This window comes from Streptomyces sp. CoH27 (assembly GCF_020181035.1).
Lineage (GTDB): Bacteria > Actinomycetota > Actinomycetes > Streptomycetales > Streptomycetaceae > Streptomyces > Streptomyces camelliae.
This window is the reverse complement of sequence record NZ_JAIQYY010000047.1, coordinates 1-15,355: the sequence shown is the minus strand read 5'-3', so window position 1 is coordinate 15,355 and position 15,355 is coordinate 1. Positions and strand designations below refer to the sequence as shown.

The window sequence follows — 15,355 nt, the reverse complement described above, 5'->3', positions numbered from 1 at the left end:
TCATTCCCCCTCACCTGCCGGGAGGGTCCCCGGCGGGGCTTCGTACGGAGCGAGAGCTTTCCACAACGCGGCCTCGTTCAAGCCTAGTTCGTCCAGTACCTGTTCGTGGCTGCCGCCGTGCACCGGCCACCGGTCGCCCGCATCGACCGACCGCACCTCGCGGCCGGGCAGCAGCAGGGCCAGCGCGGAGCCGACGCCGCCGGCCGGCCGGTGCTCCTCGACGACGACGAACCGGTCGAAGCGCTCGGCCAGTTCGGCGGCGGCCCGCTCCAGGTGCGGCTGGTCGACGAAGCACAGGTGGGCGTGCGGCAGGGCGGGCCGGGCCCGGCGTACGGCCAGGCACAGGTCGGTGCCGGCCTCGCCGACGGAGACCAGGCAGGTACGGCCGGCCTCGGCACCCGCGTCGTCCCAGTTGACGACGGGCGGGTCGGTGCCCTCCCAGGGCAGGCTCACCGGGGCGGCGTTGCGGCCGGTGCGGATGTAGTGCGGCTCCCCGGTGCGCGCGGCCCGCCGGATGACGGCCCGCATCTCCTCCTCCCCGTAGGGCGCGGCCACCGTGACGCCGGGGATCGCACGCAGTACGGCGAAGTCCTCCAGGCAGTGGTGCGTGGTGCCGAACCAGCCGCCGGACACTCCCGCGTACGGAGCGACCACCGTGACCCCCGCACCCAGGTAGCCCAGGGCGAGCTTGAGGCTCTCGGCGGCGCGCAGCGCGGCGAACGGCGCGAAGGTCGAGACGAAGGGCTGGTAGCCGCCCTCGGCGAGGCCGGCGGCCATGTCGATCATCGTGCCCTCGGCGATGCCGACGTTGAAGAAGCGGTCGGGGTACGCCGTGGCGAAGGGGTGGCCGCGTCCGCCGAGGTCCGCCTCCAGGCACAGGATCCGGGGGTTGTCGGCGGCGATGCGGGTCAGTTCGTCGCGGTAGGCGGTACGTCCGGGCAGGGTCATCGCACGATCTCCTTCCAGGCGGCGGCCCGGCGGGCGTCGATGCTCACGTAGTGGGAGGCGGCTTTGCCCTCCACCGGGCGCAGTCCCTTGCCCTTGACGGTGTCGGCGATGATCGCGAGGGGCCGGTCGCGGTCCGACCGGTCCGGCTCGAAGAGGTCCCGCAGCGCGTCCACGTCGTGGCCGTCCACCTGGCGGACCTCGAAGCCGAACGCGTCGAACCGCTCGGCCAGTCGCGGTTCGGGGGAGATGTCCGCGACGAGGCCGTCGTTCTGGCCGCCGTTGCGGTCCACCACGACGATCAGGTTGCCGACCCGCTGGGCCGCCGCGACCTGGCAGGTCTCCCAGACCAGCCCTTCCTGGAGTTCGCCGTCGCCGAGGACCGCGATGCCGAGCCCGGGGGTGCCGGCCAGCCGGCGGCTCAGCGCCCAGCCGAGCGCGTACGGAGCGCCGTGGCCCAGGCTCCCGGTCGGGAAGCGGACCCCCTCCACGGACGGTCCCGGATGGCCGGTGAAGTGGTGGGTCGCGGCGCCGTAGTGCGGCACCGGGTCCTCGCCGAGGATGCCGGTGACGTACATCGCCGCGTACAGGCCGGCCGCGGCGTGGCCCTTGCTCAGGACGACCTCGCTGTCGGCGTCGGTGGCGGTCCGGTCCAGCGCGGCGATCAGGATGTCCATCACCGACAGGCTGCCGCCGAGGTGGCAGCCTGTCGGGGTGGCCGCCATGTCGATCACCATGCGGCGTGCGGCGAGGGCACGTTCGCGCAGCGGGGAGAAGGCGGCGAGGGCGGGAGGGGTGGTGGCGGGGAAGGGGGCCAGGACGAGGCCGGGCCGGGCGGCCTGCGTGCTGGTGGTCATCGGGTGACCTCCTGCGCCTGCCGCCGGGCCCGGTCGCCCGCGCCGGCCAGTTCGAAGAACACGGCGACCGCGTCCCGCAGTACGGCGCGGCCCCGGCGGTACTCGGCGGCGCCGATGTGCTCCTCGGCGGTGTGGTCCAGCGCCGAGTCACCCGGCCCGTAGGCGACCATGGGGACGCCCTGCCAGGTCGTGGCCAGCGTGTTCATGTCGGAGGTGCCCTTCTTCAGCAGGTATCGGGGACGGATGTCCCTGCGGTTCAGCGCCCGGCCGAACGCCTTGGCCAAGGAGGTCGAACGGCCGCCGGCGAAGCCGGGGGTGGCCCGCAGGAAGGTGATCGTCACGTCGTCGCCGACCGCGTTGGCAGCCGCCGTACGGAGCGCGTCCAGGTCGGCCATCGGTGGCACCCGGAAGTTGAGGATCGCGGTCGCCGTCTGGCTCTCGGTGGTGGCCGAGCAGGACAGGTCGATGACCGCGCTCAGCGCGTCGTCCGCCTCCTTGAGCACCGCCCGGCGGATTCGTTGCAGTGAGTCGGTCAGGTGGTCGGGGGCGGACAGGGCCTCGAAGCCGGCCGAGTGGCCGCTGCGCACGGTCACGGTCACCCGCAGTTTGAAGAGGCCGAAGTAGCCGAGGGTCAGTGCCTCGGAGCCGCTGGGCTCACCCACCACGACGGCGTCGGCGGGGTAGTGGTCGCGGGCGTGGAAGGCGCCCTTGGACGAGGAGACCTCCTCCTCCACCGCGCCGACGACGCGCAGCCGCCAGCCGTCGGGGACCGGTGTGTCGGTGTCCGCCAGGACTTCGAGGAAGGCGATCAGCGACGCCTTGGCGTCCACGCTGCCGCGTCCGTGCAGGACGGGGTCCTGGTCGGCGTCGGTGTCGGTGTCGGTGGCATGGGCCCCGCTGTCCCCGCCGGTGGACTCCCACCGCACCGGCCAGTTGAACGGCACCGTGTCCGCATGCCCGAGGAGCAGCAGCGTGCGCGGCCCTTCCCCGCGCTCGGCCACCAGGTTGCCCGCCTCGTCGACGCGTGCCTCGATGCCCCGCTCCCGGCACCACTGCACCAGATACCGCACCAGCTCGTGCTCGTCGTACGAGACGGACGGGATCTGCACCGCCCGGCTGAGCAGCGCGAGGTCCGCCGAGGGCTCGGCGGCCCAGAAGCGGGTCCAGCCCTGGGGGTCGGACATGGTGTGCGGCCCGGTCACCGCGACATCCGCCGTCCCGAGCAGCCCCAGCTCGGCGGCCCGCACCTTCTGCTTCATCCGGCCGCCCGCGTACACCCCCGCCGTGCCAGGGAACGCATCGCGCAGCGTGGAGGCCGGGTCGGCGGGATCGGTGAGGATCCCGGCGCTCCCGGTGACCAGCCGCAAATGGTCGGCGCCCAGCGCGTTCGCCAGCGTGGCGGCCAGCACGTCGGCGTCCACGTTGAGGTCGCTGCCGCCGTCCGCGTCCCGTACCGGCGGGGAGAGGCACACCACGTCGTACGCGTCGAGCAGAACGCGCAGCCGCTCGGTGTCGACCGCCGTCACCGTGCCGGCCCGGTGGTCCCTGACCACCTTGGCGCGGCCGTTCTCGGTCACCCGCAGCGGCTTGTTGACGATGCCGGTGACCAGGCCTCCGTAGGCGGCGACATGGGTGAGGACGGTCAGGCCGTGCGCGGCGAGTCCCGCCTCCACCATGGGCAGGGTCACCCGGCGGTAGGCGTCCGCGATGTGCGGCATCTCCTCGGGCGGGCAGTAGCGCACGGTGTCGCCGTTGCGCAGGGTGAGGGAGGGCATCGTCCGGCCGATGGAGCCGTAGTGGCGTTCGATGCCCTCCGCTCCGCCGGCGACGACCAGGACGCGGGCGCCCCGGCCGCGCACGGCGGCGATCTCGGCGAAGATCTCCGGGTGCAGCAGGGTGCTGCTCCCGACCTTGATCACGTAAAGCGGCCGTTCGCTCATGGGGTCACCGCCGTGAAGGGAAGGGCCGTGGACTGCTCGAATCCGTGGACGAGGTTGAAGGCCTGCACCGCCTGGCCGGCCGCCCCCTTGATCAGGTTGTCGATCGCGGTGACCGCCACGTACTGGTCGCCGCGCACCGCCACCGCGACCTCCGCCATGTTGGAACCGATGACGCTCTTGAGCATCGGGAAGTCCGTCGGCGTCTTCAGCTGGGAGCGCGCCGTGACGAAGGGGGCGTGGGCGTAGGCGGTGCCGTACGCGCGTTTGACGTCCAGCCGGGTGGCGTCCGGGCGCAGCAGGCCGTACGCCGAGACGAGGATGCCGCGCGACACGTCCAGGCTGAAGGTGGAGAACCGCAGCCGGGGCGTCCGGCCGGAGAAGGTCTGCAGCGCCTGTGCGATCTCCGGGGCGTGCCGGTGGCCGTACGGCTTGTGCACCCGGAAGTTGCCGAACCGCTCGGCGGGGTGCTCGGTCGACTTGTTGCCGCTGCCACTGGCGCCGGTCTTGGCCTCCACGACCACGTCCCCGGCCGCGAGGTCGGCGGCGAACAGGGGCTGGAGCGCGTAGAGCGTGGCCACGGCCATGCAGCCGGGCAGGTTGAGGAACCGGGCGTCACCGGGCGGCGGCGAGAACTCGGGTACGAAGTACTCGAAGGCCTCGGTCCACTCGGCGGACTGCGGGTAGTGCAGGGCGGCCTGGCCGGGGTCGGTGAGCCGGAAGTCCCCGGCGAGGTTGATCACCCGGCCCGCCCGCTCGGAGAGCTTGGGCATCTGCGGGGGCAGCGCGCCGGTGGGCAGGCACCCGAAGGCCACGTCGACTTCTTCGCAGGCCTCCAGCGGGGCGAACCGCAGCCCCGCCGCGCCGGGGTGGTTGCGGATACCGGGCAGCACCGAGGTGATCGGCTGCCCACTGTGCCGCTCGGACGAGAGATGGACGAGTTCGGCGTGCGGGTGCCCCAGCAACAGCCGGATCAGTTCGGCGCCGGTGTAGCCGCTGGCACCGAGCACCGCCACGCGTAAGCGGTCGTTGTCAGCCAAGGCGTGCCGCCTTCTCGTAGGGCCGCACGTACTCGCGTTCGGCGACCAGCTTGCGGATGGCGTCGGGGCGGGCGGCGACCTTGCGGAAGGCGTCCGCGTAGCGGGTGGCCCGCTCGTACTCCACGGGGGAGCGCAGTTCGCGGCAGAGCACGACGGTGCTCTCCAGCATGGCGACGACGTTCGGGAAGTCGGTGGGCCGGTGGTCCCGGACCGCCCCCGGGTTGAGGGTGAAGGGGTAGCCGTTGCCGAAGCCGGTCCGCTGCTGGAACGGCAGATGGCAGGGGATCGGGGTGTTCTGCCACTCGCGGGCCGGCACACCCTCGGCGGTGAGCAGCTCGTGCACCGCCTCCTTGACCGCCCAGACAGGCAGGTCTGCGAGGCCGACGGCCTCCGGCACCAGGCCGATCCGGTACATGTTGTACGCGTGGGTGTGGCCCTCGGGGACGTGCGGCGGGGTGAACAGACCGGTCTCCCGCAGCGCGTCGGCCAGCAGCGTGGCGTTCCTGGCCCGGATCGTGTCGTAGTACGGCAGCCGCTTGAGCTGCGCGGCCCCGAACGCGGCGGCCACCCAGGACATCCCGTAGTCGATGCCGTTGCGGTCCAGGAAGTCCACGGCCCGCTGGTACGCCTCGCCGCTCCCGAAGAAGGCGATGCCGCCCTCGCCGCCGAGCGGGAAGTTCTTGTCCGCCATCAGGCTCTGCCCGGCCGCCTCCCCGAAGGAGCCGGCCACCTGGTCGCCGATCTTCGCGGAGTGCGCGTGCGACGCGTCCTCCACCAGCGCCAGCCCGTGCCGGTCGCAGACCCCGCGCAGTGCGGCGACATCCGCCGGCAGCCCGTGCACATGCACCGGCATGACCACCCGGGTCCGCTCGGTGACGGCGGCCTCGGCCGCCTCGGCCGACATGCAGTACGTCAGCGGGTCGACGTCCACGAAGACCGGCACCGCCTTGGCGGCGACCACGGCCTGCGCGGTGGCGATGAAGGTGAACGCGGGGACGATGACCTCGTCACCGGGCCGCACACCGGCGCCGATCAGCGCCAGGTGGAGACTCGATGTGCCGCTGGCGGTCGGCAGGGCACTGTGCGCGCCGACGTAGGACCGGTACTCCTCGGCGAAGTCGGCCACGACCTTGTCCGGGTCGGACCGCTGCGCCAGCAGCATGGTGAAGACATCCTCCTTGGTGATCACCGGGAAGATGGTGCGCCGCGCCTCTTTGGGGATCATCGCCGCGCCGCCGAACCCGGCCAGTTCGGCCGTGACCTCGGCCGGATCGGGCAGGGCCAGTGGTGCGCTGGGAAAGTCGGTGATCATCGGGAGGTGCCTCCGGTCGTCACGGGGGTGGTCGTCACGGGGGTACGGGAGGAGCCGGCCTGCGCGAGTGCCATCCGGACACAGGCGGCGACCAGGGGGCTGAGCCGGTAGTTGAACTGCACGCCCGGTGCCGTCCCGGGCTCCGCCTCCTGCTGCGTCCACATGGTCCGCAGGTCGAAGGCGCCGAAGATCTTCAGACGCTCGGCACGCGTCCAGATCCGCTCGTCGTCGGTGAGCACCGCTCCGGCGGGCCCGAAGCCGAGGCCGGTGAGGTCCACGGCCAGGGCGGGCGCGGTGGAGCCGGCGGCCTGCTGGGCGAAGGTGCCGGCGTTGTCCGGGGTGAGCGTCAGCAGGTCGAAGGCGGGCGGGGCCGCATCGTCGGTGCCCTGGGCCACTTCCACACCGAGCCAGTCGACGAACGCCCGGGTGCGGTCGTCGAGGCCGACGGGCAGCACGGCCCGGTCGCCGTGGCCTATGCCCTGGCCGGCCAGGGCGGCGTGCACGGCGGCACTCCTGCTGTTGACCAGGACCGCTCGGAGACGGCCGCTGCGTTTCGTCAGGAACCGTTCCAGCGCGGGCAGTTCCTTGTCGTTCTTCTCGATGCTCATCACGATGCCGGAGGTCAGTACCCGGGAGAGGACGAGCGCGGTGTCGTACTGTTCCATGAGCGGTCTCCTTGTTCTGCGGGCCGGCCCTTCCGGGCAGCCCTCGGACGCCTTGCGGCGCAGGGCGGTCCACAGGGGATGCCGGGGCACGGCCCGGGTGCGGCAGGTGCCGGTCAGACGGCGAGTACCGGGCGCTCCGATTCCAGCAACCCGGCCACGTGGCGTGCGTAGAGGCCTGCCACGTCCACGCCGTGGGTCTCCGACGAGCGGGCGAACTCGGGGTTGGCGTTGATCTCCAGGACCGTCATCTCGCCGGTGTGCCGGTCCTGCATCATGTCGACGCCGTAGAAGCCGGGGCCGAGCGCGGCGACGGCCTGCGCGCACAGCCGGCGCATGTCGTCGCTGACCTCGACCCGCTCGACCTGCGCGCCGAGGTGGGTGTTGGTACGCCAGTTGTCGGACTTCCGGCTGATCGCGACGACGGGTTCCGTCCCGACGACCACGATCCGCAGGTCGTGGCCGGGCTTCTGCACGTACTGCTGCACCAGGACGGGGAAGAGCTTGCCCGCCGCGTCCGCGGACTCCCGTCCGCCGGTCCAGGCCTCCAGTTCCTCCTCGTGGGACAGGCGGGTCACGCCGCGTCCCCAGGAACCCGACACCGGCTTGACCACCACGGGCCAGCCGAACTCGGTCGCGATGTCGTGCACTTGCTCGTAGGTGAACGCGTGCCGGGTCGCCGGGTGCGGGATGCCGCGCCGGGCGAACAGAAGTGCCTGAAGGCCCTTGTCGTTGCAGACCTCGATGGCGGACGGACTGTTCAGCGTGGCGACCCCGGCCTGCTCCAGCCGACGGGCGGTGCCGATGGCCTCACGGTGCGACAGGTTCCGCAGGACGGCCAGCCGCGGCCGCTCGCCCCCGGCCGCCAGCACCTCCGCGAGGTCCGGCTGAAGGACCGGACGGGCGGTCAGCCCCTGGGCGCGCAGCGCGTCCAGGAGCCGACGCTCGTCGGGGCGCAGCACGGTCACCGACAGCAGGACATCGGTGGCTGCGGTGGTCATTCGCCCCAGTCCTCCTCGACCTCGGGAGCGAGCGAGACCTCGTAGCCGTTCTCCGAGGCGTCGGTCAGCTCATGCTCCTGGCCGCAGGTGCCGCACTCGACGATCTCGCCCTTCTCCGAGCCGCTCTCGATGTCCAGGGCGCTGTCACACACCAGGCACTCCACGCCCGTCATGACGGTGGTCGACATGGATTTACCCTTCCGTCCGGTCTCCGATGGGAAGTGCGCCGGGGGGGGAGCGGCCCGTTTCTCGTGGGGCGGACCGCCGCTTCCGGCACACACGAAGTTACGGTCGGCCGCCGGCGGGGGCACTACGGGATCACGTACTCGATCTCCGGCGGGCCGGCTCGTCCACGGTTGGCCAGGAGGCGCACACCGGTCGAGGCCGGACCTTTCGGCGCAGCCTGGCACTCCTGACGGACCTGGACATGTCCAGCGCCCACCCCGGCCACGGCCGCAGCTTCGACGGGCACCGCCTGCGGGAACTGGCACACAACTGTCTCCACGCGACCAACGCGTAGGCCCGCCCTGCGCCGAAGGCTGCCCTACGTGCCATGGCGGCGCAGGGAGGAGGGTGTACGGCCGATGAAGTCCCGTGCAGTACGGGTGAGGTGGGCCTGGTCGGCGAAGCCCGCAGTGGCGGCGGCTACGGCGGCAGCCCCGGCCGGCAGGTGGGCGACCGCGGTACGGAGCCGGCCCCATCGCCGCAGGCGGGTGAGCGCGATGCCCACGTCCTGCCGGACCAAGGTGCGCAGCCGCGGTGCCGACAGGCCGACCTCGTCGGCGATGGAAGCGAGGGGCATGTCCGGATCGCGCAGCGTACACACGTGGACGGCGTGGGCGACTCTCGGGTCGAGCGGCGCCGGACGCCCTGTGACTGCCCGCAGCTCGGTGTATCCGGCAGCCAGATCCACCTGGGTGCCGGGGGCGTCGGAACCGGCGGTGCCGAGCGCGGCAAGCAGTCGACGGACCGTGCCTGCATCGAGTCGTATCGGCTCCGGGCAGGAGGGCAACAGCCAGGAGTCGACGAACAGCGCGATGTAGGGCGAGGTGGCCGCACAGACGTGCGCCAGCTGGGGCGGAACGATCAGTCCGGGCGCCGCCACCAAGCGTCGTGCCGGCTGGCGGAGTTCGGCGCGGCCGCCGATGGGGAGCACGGCTTTCCACGCGGGCAGCCGGTGCTGGGAGACGCGGAACGGGCGGGACTCGGCGAACATCGTCGCCTCGGTGCCGGCGGCGAAGACGATACGGCGATCGTTCTGTTCAAGCTCCCAAACGCGGGGCGATCGGATCATCACCCCATGCACGCTATCGCTGCCGTCGCCCTGGGGGTGTTCCTGGCCGTCACGGGAGTCATGCACTTTCTGACTCCTGGCCACTTCCACGCGCTGGTACCCGCATGGCTCCACGGAGCGCGGCTCCTGGTGGCCGTCACCGGGGCGGCGGAGGTCGTGGTGGGTGCGCTGGTGCTGGTTCCGTGCAGCAGGCCGGTGGGAGGCTGGGCCACCGCCTTCCTCATCACCTGCTACCAGGTGTCGCACGTGGACGTGCTGTTACGTGCGCGCCCGGACCGGCCCCGGCTGCTGGAGCGGCCGGTCGGCGCGGTGGCTCGCGTGGCGGTGAATGTCCTGTACATCGCCTGGGCTGTCGCCGTGGCCAGATCCGCGGCCTGACGTCCATGCGCGGCGGCTGATGGTCCCGAGGCGGCGCCGAAACCATCCGCAGTCACAGACAGAGGGAGTCCTTTCGTGAGTCATCGCGTTGTTGTCGTGGGCGCTGGTTACGCCGGTCTGCCGGCGGCAAAGCGCCTCGCCCGCAGGCTGCACCGCCACGACACCACCGTGACGCTGATCAATGCCTCGGACCGGTTCGTGGAACGGGTCCGGCTCCATCAACTCGCTGCCGGGCAGCGATGGGCGACGCTGTCGTTGCGTCAACAGCTCAGCGGTACTCCGGTCGAGTTGCTCGTCGGTCAGGTGACCGCGATCGACAGCACTGCACGGACCGTGTGGATCGGCGACGAGCCTCGCGCGATCGGCTACGACACGTTGGTCTACGCCGTGGGCAGCCAGGCACGGCTGGACGATGTTCCGGGAGCAGCCGAGCACGCCCACGCCGTCGCCGGCCACGAGCAGGCGACGCAGTTGCGCAACAGGGTCGCCGAGATCGCCTCCGGCGGCACGGTCGCGGTGGTCGGCGCAGGGCTGACCGGGCTGGAAACCGCCTCCGAACTGGCCGAGAGCCACCCCGAGCTGCGGGTGCGGCTGTTCACCCGTGCCGATGACCTCGGATCCGGGCTGGACCCCCGAGGCCGGACCCACCTGCGACGGGCTCTCGACCGGCTGGGCGTCTCGATTCACCCGCAGACCGTCGTCACGACCGTACGGGAGGACGGCTTCGACACCCGCGACGGCCGGACGTTCGCCGCTGACGCCGTGGTGTGGACCACTGGGTTTCGTGCGCCGGATCTGGCCCGCGAGGCAGGGTTCGCCACGGATCACGGGGGCCGGATGCTCGTCGACGCCACGCTGCGCTCGGTCTCGCATCCTGAGGTGTACGCCGTCGGTGACGCGGCCGCCGGGGTGGCGGTGAGCGGCGCACCGAGTCGCATGTCCTGCCAGGCGGCGCTGCCCATGGGGCGGGGTGTGGCCGATGTCGTTGCGGCTCGGTTGACGGGCCGGGAACCCGGGCCCGTCCGGATCGGCTACGTCTTCACCAACATCAGCCTCGGTCGACGAGACGGTGTCGTCCAGTTCACCCACGCCGACGACCGCCCGCGCAGGTTCGTCCTGACAGGACGCGCCGCAGCCGCCTTCAAGGAGGCAGTTGTGCGCAGCACGGTCCGGGCGGCATGCCGAGCCGGGTCATGGTGAGTTGGGTTGATGAGAAGCCGTTGTCGAAGCATGATCCGGTGCGTTCAGGCCCTCGCTGCGGGCCCGCTCCACTAGCGCGTGTGTCGAAAGTGCCTGGTGAGGATGGAGGAGAGCCCGTTTGTGATCCAGAATGACGGGATGGTCAAGCTTGAGACTCCCCGTTTGATCCTGCGTCGCTGGCGTGAGGAAGACGTTGCGCCCATGGCTGCCGTCAATGCCGACCCCGAGGTCATGCGGTGGATCCGTGACGGCAGCGTCCTTGACGAACAGCAGACTCGTGGCCGGGTCCAGGCATGGGAGAGCGAGTGGGAGTCACAGGGCTTCGGCCTGTTCGCCGTGGAGATCCGGTCCACTGGCGAGTTGGCCGGGTTCACCGGCCTTTCGGTGCCCAACTTCTTGCCGGAGGTACTGCCGGCGGTTGAGGTCGGCTGGCGGCTGGGACGTTCCCACTGGGGGCAGGGCTTGGCCACCGAGGCCGCTGCGGCCGCTGTACGGTTCGGGTTCGAAGAGCGAGGGCTGGAGCGGATCGTCAGCATCGCTCAAGTGGGCAACGACGCCTCCGAACGGATCATGACCAAACTGGGGATGCATCCGGTCCGTGAGATGGTCAATCCCACCGGGGGTCGGCGAGTACGGGTGTTCGAGTTGTTGTCGGACCAGTTCGTCACAACCACTCGTTGATGGCGGCAACGAGGACGGTAGCTTCGTAGCGGACCGCGAGTTTGTCGTACCTGGTGGCCACGGCTCGGTGTCTCTTGAGGCGATTGATACCGCACTCGACCGCGTGCCGAGCCTTGTGGTCCTGCGGGTCGAACTTCGGCGGCCGGCCGCTGCGGGGAATCCCCGCGCTGTCCGGCCGTGATCACGACCCCGCCGGGGAATGCCGGTGCGGACCCGAAACCGTATGCCGTCGATCAGCTGCCGCCTGGCCCCCACGTCGGCGGCCGTCCGGGCTTCTTGCCCTTCGGCAACAGCGGTCCCAGCACCGCCCATTGCGCATCCGTCCGATCTCCACGTGTCCCGAACCAAGATCATCTCGCGTTGGTACACGGATTCACGTTCGCAGGGTGGGAGGGTGTTCGAGGGCGATGCTGAAGTGGGTGCGGTAGGCGTCGAGGAGGGTGGCGTCGTCGGGAAGGAGTCGCTCGTCCCGGAAGTCCGTGCTCGTCGTGATCAGGGTGCGGTCGCTGAGGGTGATACGGCCGGATTCGGTGAGGAGGGAGCAGACCGGTGAGCGGGTGAAGTGGGACTTGGGGGAGGTCTGGTGCCACCAGCAGGTGGCCTCGAAGTCGGCGAGCTCACGGGGGCGTTGATCGAGCCGGTACTGGAGCGTGTCGTTCTTGTAGATGTCCAGATCGCCTTCCGGAGTCTCGACGACGCGGAAGACGCCCCCGGGATCGGTCTGGTCCCCGCGGAGGTCGAGGCGGAGTGGGTGGTGGCTGTGGCTGCCGAAGCCGACGTCTGCAAGCCACGGCTCGGTGGTCTCGACGCGCAGCGCGAGATGGTCGTACGGCGGACCGAAGCCGCTGTCGTCGGCCACGCGCGCGGCGAGCAGCGTCACGTGGAAGCCGAGCGCGGTGAGCAGCGCCGCGAAGATGCCGTTCAGTTCGTAGCAGAAGCCGCCACGTCGTGCCGAGACGATCTTGTCGAAGAGTGCTTTCTCCTCCAACACGATCGGCTCGCCGAGATGGATGCTGAGGTTCTCGAACGGGACGCTGTGCAAGTGACGCAGGTGGAGGTCGCGCAGGGCAGCGTGATTGGGGTGTTTCGGCCATGTCGCCGCGATGCGCTGGAGGTAGGCGTCGGCCCGTGAGGTGTTCACTCGACCGTTATCGCACGTGAGCGACGAGACGTCATCGGGCGCACGGCCGAGTACTTCAGCCGTAGAGCGTGATCTTGCTGGTAGGGGGCTGGTGCGGGGACGCGGCCATCTTCGCCCAGCTTACCGCCGACGCGGTCCGCACCCAGCCCGACGGGAGGAAGGACTCGCCGCCGCGCGCGGGGGCCGAATACCCCTTGGGCTGCCCCTCCGCCTCGGTGATCGACTCGCCGCCGCGCGCGGGGGGACGAAAAGAGCGGGCACCTGCTGGCGCCACGGGACGCCACCCACGAGGGGTACCGGGTGGGTATCTGGCTGAAGAACCAGCGGGCCGCCGCCCGCAAGGCTGCCGAGACCGAGCAGCCGAGGGGGGCCGACGGCCTGTCGGCGGGGCCGGCTGCCGGGGCGATGTCGGGAGGGCGGCGCGAGCAGCTGCAGGACATCAACCCCTCATGGACAGCCACTAACTTCGTCATCAAAGGACAAACCGGCGAAAAGTTGGAAAGATCTTTCGGGGGCACGTCTTGATGCCAATGTCGGCCGAAGATGTGCACTCGACGCGTAAGACCGCGTCTGCTGAACTTCAACTCACGGTGTTCTGTGGGGCGGTGATGGTCCGGTGCGGTCAGGGGAGGCCCCTCCGGCCGACTTCCGATCCGGTGGTGCAAGGAGATTCCCTTATGACGCAGTTCGATCGAGTGCTGGCAGTGGTGGCCGAACGACGAGCTGAATTCGAGGAGAAACGGCATGTACCGCCGGAGGTGATCGGCGAGTTCAAGCGCGCGGGAATCTACCGAGCGGGTGTTCCACGGCGTTTCGGTGGAGACGCCCTGCCGCCCGCCCAATTCCTGCGCCTCGTCGAGCGGATATCGGTGGTCGACGGTTCGGCCGGATGGGTCGCGAGCTTTGGCTCGTCCACCGTCTACCTGGCCGGGCTTCCTCTGGAATCGCAGGCCATGCTGTACGGGGAGGGGCCTGACGTGGTCTTTGCCGGCGGCCTCTTCCCGATACAGCCCGCTCAGCGCGTCGAGGGCGGCTACCGGGTGTCGGGCCGCTGGAGGTTCGCGAGCGGCTGTACGAGCGCGGACGTCCTCGGCGTGGGCATCACGGTCGGCGACGACCGGGCCGGCCGCCCCCTGACCGCCGTACTGCGGCCCGAGCAGGTGGAGATCGCCGACAACTGGGACGTCATCGGGTTGCGCGGAACCGGCAGCCACGACCTGGTGGTCGACGGGGCCGTGGTGCCCCGGGAGTGGACGTTCGTCCGCGGTGGCGCGCCCACCGTGGACGAACCGCTCTATCGCTATCCGACCGTCCCCTACGCCGCCCAGGTCCTGGCCGTCGTGGGCCTGGGAGTGGCCCGCGCCGCACTCGACCATGTCATCGCCGAAGGCGGCCGCTCCGGCTACACCGGTGCGCCGAAGCCGGCCGAACGCGCCACCTACCGCATCGCAGTCGGGCAGGGCGAGGCCCAACTCCGGTCTGCGCGCGCCTTCTTCTACGAGATCACCGAGGAGGTTTGGGCGACCGTCGAGGCGGGAGACCATGCGACTGCCGAGCAGGCCAGCCTGTTGCGGCTGGCCTCCGCGCACCTCGCCAAGACCTCCTTCGAGGTCGTGCAGATCGCCTACCGGCTCGGCGGCACCACGGCCATCGCCACCGGCAGCCTCCTGGAGCGCTGCCTGCGCGACGCATCGGTCGTTCCGCAGCACGCCTTCCTCCAGGAGGGCATGTACGACGGCGCCGGCGCGGTCCTGATGGGCGTCCAGCCTTTTCCTGGCTACGTGTGATGTGCCCCGGGTCTGGTGGAGTCATCTTGCTGGACAGATGATGCTCCGGTCACTCAAGGAGGCTTCTGCGCCCCGCAGTTACCCGCCCGAGTTCCGGCGCAGGATCCATGCCCGCGGCACGAGCAGCCCCGTCGGCAGTACGGCGGTGATGGCACCGCACGGCGGCGGGATCGAGGGGGTATGAGCGAGCTATGCATGGCCATCGCCGGCTGCACGCCCTTCGAGGCCGGCACCGATCCGGCGAGCGCGGCGGTGCCGGGAGAGCCGCAGCGGGACCACTGGATGTTCGACGCCCTGGCCGATTCCGCCGCACAGTACGTCACTTCCGCGGCCGGGACGAACGCCTCAAGCGGAACCTGCTGGCGGCCTTCACGAAGTACGCTCTGGCCTCCCCCGCGGCCAAGGCCGACTGGAACGTGACCGTGGCCTTCGCGGGCGCCACCGACCCCATCAACGGCGAGGACCCGGCCAACATCGTCAACCGCACCCGCACCGGCGCCGACGCCCAGATGGAACTGTCCACCGCGCTGCGCAAGGCGATGTTCGGTGACTTCTCCAGCGCGGCCAGGCGCAGGACGACAGCCGGCGTGCCGAGCCCGGACAGCCCCTACGCCGACCACTTCTGGAACGGCTTCGTGAACGCCGTCCGCGAAGCGATCAAGAACCGCGAACTCGGCCTCGATTCCTTCTAGTTGTAATTCGTCAGGTTTCGGCTCGGCCCCGACCGGGAGCGCCTTGCGGGGATTCTTGAGGGCATGGCCGACTTCTCCGCCACGGTGGTCGTCATCTGCCGCACCGGCTTCACTTGCGTGTAGTCCTCGGCGTGCGTGCCCGGGGTCATGATGCGCACGACTCACGCCTTCGGCACAGCCGATCCTTTAACACGGATCAATTCATGGATTTCGCAGCGACACACGGTCGGCAAGGGGTGAAGGGGCGTCAGCAGATCATCCGGAAGGACTAACAGGCATTCAATGCGCCTTTTTTCCCGGCCACTTCATGTCCTGGTCGAAGGGGAGGCGAGGCCGAATATACCCCGATCGGCTCCCTGGCGCTCATCTTCCGATATGACTGATATGACAGCTGTGAGTAGTTTTGGTCGCAGTCGGCTGACGAGCCG

The 15,355-nt window shown here is 70.5% G+C and carries 17 protein-coding genes; 6 read left to right on the top strand and 11 right to left on the bottom strand.

The window, feature by feature from the left end; genetic code table 11:
• The 9 genes from LE548_RS41735 to LE548_RS41695 form a co-directional block, all read right to left on the bottom strand.
• Positions 1-948, bottom strand: a complete 948-nt coding sequence (locus LE548_RS41735) for a transketolase family protein (protein WP_225102274.1) — start codon at positions 946-948, stop codon at positions 1-3.
• Positions 945-1,802, bottom strand: a complete 858-nt coding sequence (locus tag LE548_RS41730) for a 1-deoxy-D-xylulose-5-phosphate synthase N-terminal domain-containing protein (RefSeq protein WP_225102273.1) — start codon at positions 1,800-1,802, stop codon at positions 945-947. The genes LE548_RS41735 and LE548_RS41730 overlap by 4 nt, the downstream gene beginning before the upstream one ends.
• The gene (locus tag LE548_RS41725) at positions 1,799-3,742 is read right to left on the bottom strand and encodes a M20/M25/M40 family metallo-hydrolase (RefSeq protein ID WP_225102272.1); all 1,944 of its coding nucleotides are present in this window, start codon (positions 3,740-3,742) and stop codon (positions 1,799-1,801) included. Before LE548_RS41725 ends, LE548_RS41730 begins: the two co-directional genes overlap by 4 nt.
• Positions 3,739-4,779, bottom strand: a complete 1,041-nt coding sequence (gene argC / locus LE548_RS41720; RefSeq protein ID WP_225102271.1) for an N-acetyl-gamma-glutamyl-phosphate reductase — start codon at positions 4,777-4,779, stop codon at positions 3,739-3,741. Before argC ends, LE548_RS41725 begins: the two co-directional genes overlap by 4 nt.
• A complete protein-coding gene (locus LE548_RS41715; protein WP_225102270.1) occupies positions 4,772-6,091 on the bottom strand; it encodes an aminotransferase class I/II-fold pyridoxal phosphate-dependent enzyme in 1,320 nt (439 codons plus the stop codon). The genes argC and LE548_RS41715 overlap by 8 nt, the downstream gene beginning before the upstream one ends.
• Positions 6,088-6,756 carry a DegT/DnrJ/EryC1/StrS family aminotransferase gene (locus LE548_RS41710; protein ID WP_225102269.1) on the bottom strand — a complete coding sequence of 223 codons (669 nt, stop codon included), beginning with the start codon at positions 6,754-6,756 and terminating at the stop codon, positions 6,088-6,090. Before LE548_RS41710 ends, LE548_RS41715 begins: the two co-directional genes overlap by 4 nt.
• Positions 6,757-6,869: 113 nt before the next feature.
• Positions 6,870-7,754 carry a RimK family alpha-L-glutamate ligase gene (locus LE548_RS41705; protein WP_225102268.1) on the bottom strand — a complete coding sequence of 295 codons (885 nt, stop codon included), beginning with the start codon at positions 7,752-7,754 and terminating at the stop codon, positions 6,870-6,872.
• Positions 7,751-7,942 carry a lysine biosynthesis protein LysW gene (locus LE548_RS41700; protein WP_225102267.1) on the bottom strand — a complete coding sequence of 64 codons (192 nt, stop codon included), beginning with the start codon at positions 7,940-7,942 and terminating at the stop codon, positions 7,751-7,753. The genes LE548_RS41705 and LE548_RS41700 overlap by 4 nt, the downstream gene beginning before the upstream one ends.
• A gap of 356 nt (positions 7,943-8,298) precedes the next feature.
• The gene (locus tag LE548_RS41695) at positions 8,299-9,048 is read right to left on the bottom strand and encodes a helix-turn-helix domain-containing protein (protein WP_225102266.1); all 750 of its coding nucleotides are present in this window, start codon (positions 9,046-9,048) and stop codon (positions 8,299-8,301) included.
• A gap of 6 nt (positions 9,049-9,054) precedes the next feature.
• Between LE548_RS41695 and LE548_RS41690 the strand changes: the two genes are divergently transcribed.
• The 3 genes from LE548_RS41690 to LE548_RS41680 all read left to right on the top strand — a co-directional run bounded on the left by LE548_RS41690 (position 9,055) and on the right by LE548_RS41680 (position 11,307).
• On the top strand, positions 9,055-9,426 hold the full coding sequence (locus LE548_RS41690; RefSeq protein ID WP_225102265.1) for a MauE/DoxX family redox-associated membrane protein: 372 nt from the start codon (positions 9,055-9,057) through the stop codon (positions 9,424-9,426).
• Between the two features lie 75 nt (positions 9,427-9,501).
• Positions 9,502-10,626: an FAD-dependent oxidoreductase gene (locus tag LE548_RS41685; RefSeq protein ID WP_225102264.1), complete on the top strand. Its 1,125-nt coding sequence runs from the start codon at positions 9,502-9,504 to the stop codon at positions 10,624-10,626.
• A gap of 138 nt (positions 10,627-10,764) precedes the next feature.
• Complete coding sequence (locus LE548_RS41680; RefSeq protein ID WP_225102290.1) at positions 10,765-11,307, top strand: GNAT family N-acetyltransferase; 543 nt, start codon at positions 10,765-10,767, stop codon at positions 11,305-11,307.
• 373 nt (positions 11,308-11,680) lie between these two features.
• Here the strand turns inward: LE548_RS41680 and LE548_RS41675 are convergent, their stop codons facing one another.
• Positions 11,681-12,448: an arylamine N-acetyltransferase gene (locus tag LE548_RS41675; RefSeq protein WP_225102263.1), complete on the bottom strand. Its 768-nt coding sequence runs from the start codon at positions 12,446-12,448 to the stop codon at positions 11,681-11,683.
• A 55-nt stretch (positions 12,449-12,503) separates the two neighbouring features.
• A complete protein-coding gene (locus LE548_RS41670; protein WP_225102262.1) occupies positions 12,504-12,722 on the bottom strand; it encodes a hypothetical protein in 219 nt (72 codons plus the stop codon).
• Between the two features lie 26 nt (positions 12,723-12,748).
• Between LE548_RS41670 and LE548_RS41665 the strand changes: the two genes are divergently transcribed.
• The 3 genes from LE548_RS41665 to LE548_RS46275 all read left to right on the top strand — a co-directional run bounded on the left by LE548_RS41665 (position 12,749) and on the right by LE548_RS46275 (position 14,927).
• Positions 12,749-12,973 (top strand): hypothetical protein, encoded by a 225-nt coding sequence (locus LE548_RS41665; protein WP_308031054.1) that lies wholly within the window; start codon positions 12,749-12,751, stop codon positions 12,971-12,973.
• 152 nt (positions 12,974-13,125) lie between these two features.
• The gene (locus LE548_RS41660) at positions 13,126-14,235 is read left to right on the top strand and encodes an acyl-CoA dehydrogenase family protein (RefSeq protein ID WP_225102261.1); all 1,110 of its coding nucleotides are present in this window, start codon (positions 13,126-13,128) and stop codon (positions 14,233-14,235) included.
• A 416-nt stretch (positions 14,236-14,651) separates the two neighbouring features.
• Positions 14,652-14,927: a poly-gamma-glutamate hydrolase family protein gene (locus LE548_RS46275; RefSeq protein WP_225102260.1), complete on the top strand. Its 276-nt coding sequence runs from the start codon at positions 14,652-14,654 to the stop codon at positions 14,925-14,927.
• Positions 14,928-15,355 lie beyond the last annotated feature (428 nt).

What these genes read in the sequence shown, in the direction of transcription:
- LE548_RS41735 (WP_225102274.1), bottom strand. Translation starts at nt 948, where the DNA reads ATGACCCTGCCCGGACGTACCGCCTACCGCGACGAACTGACCCGCATC.
- LE548_RS41730 (WP_225102273.1), bottom strand. Translation starts at nt 1,802, where the DNA reads ATGACCACCAGCACGCAGGCCGCCCGGCCCGGCCTCGTCCTGGCCCCC.
- LE548_RS41725 (WP_225102272.1), bottom strand. Translation starts at nt 3,742, where the DNA reads ATGAGCGAACGGCCGCTTTACGTGATCAAGGTCGGGAGCAGCACCCTG.
- LE548_RS41715 (WP_225102270.1), bottom strand. Translation starts at nt 6,091, where the DNA reads ATGATCACCGACTTTCCCAGCGCACCACTGGCCCTGCCCGATCCGGCC.
- LE548_RS41710 (WP_225102269.1), bottom strand. Translation starts at nt 6,756, where the DNA reads ATGGAACAGTACGACACCGCGCTCGTCCTCTCCCGGGTACTGACCTCC.
- LE548_RS41705 (WP_225102268.1), bottom strand. Translation starts at nt 7,754, where the DNA reads ATGACCACCGCAGCCACCGATGTCCTGCTGTCGGTGACCGTGCTGCGC.
- LE548_RS41700 (WP_225102267.1), bottom strand. Translation starts at nt 7,942, where the DNA reads ATGTCGACCACCGTCATGACGGGCGTGGAGTGCCTGGTGTGTGACAGC.
- LE548_RS41695 (WP_225102266.1), bottom strand. Translation starts at nt 9,048, where the DNA reads ATGATCCGATCGCCCCGCGTTTGGGAGCTTGAACAGAACGATCGCCGT.
- LE548_RS41690 (WP_225102265.1), top strand. Translation starts at nt 9,055, where the DNA reads ATGCACGCTATCGCTGCCGTCGCCCTGGGGGTGTTCCTGGCCGTCACG.
- LE548_RS41680 (WP_225102290.1), top strand. Translation starts at nt 10,765, where the DNA reads ATGGTCAAGCTTGAGACTCCCCGTTTGATCCTGCGTCGCTGGCGTGAG.
- LE548_RS41660 (WP_225102261.1), top strand. Translation starts at nt 13,126, where the DNA reads ATGACGCAGTTCGATCGAGTGCTGGCAGTGGTGGCCGAACGACGAGCT.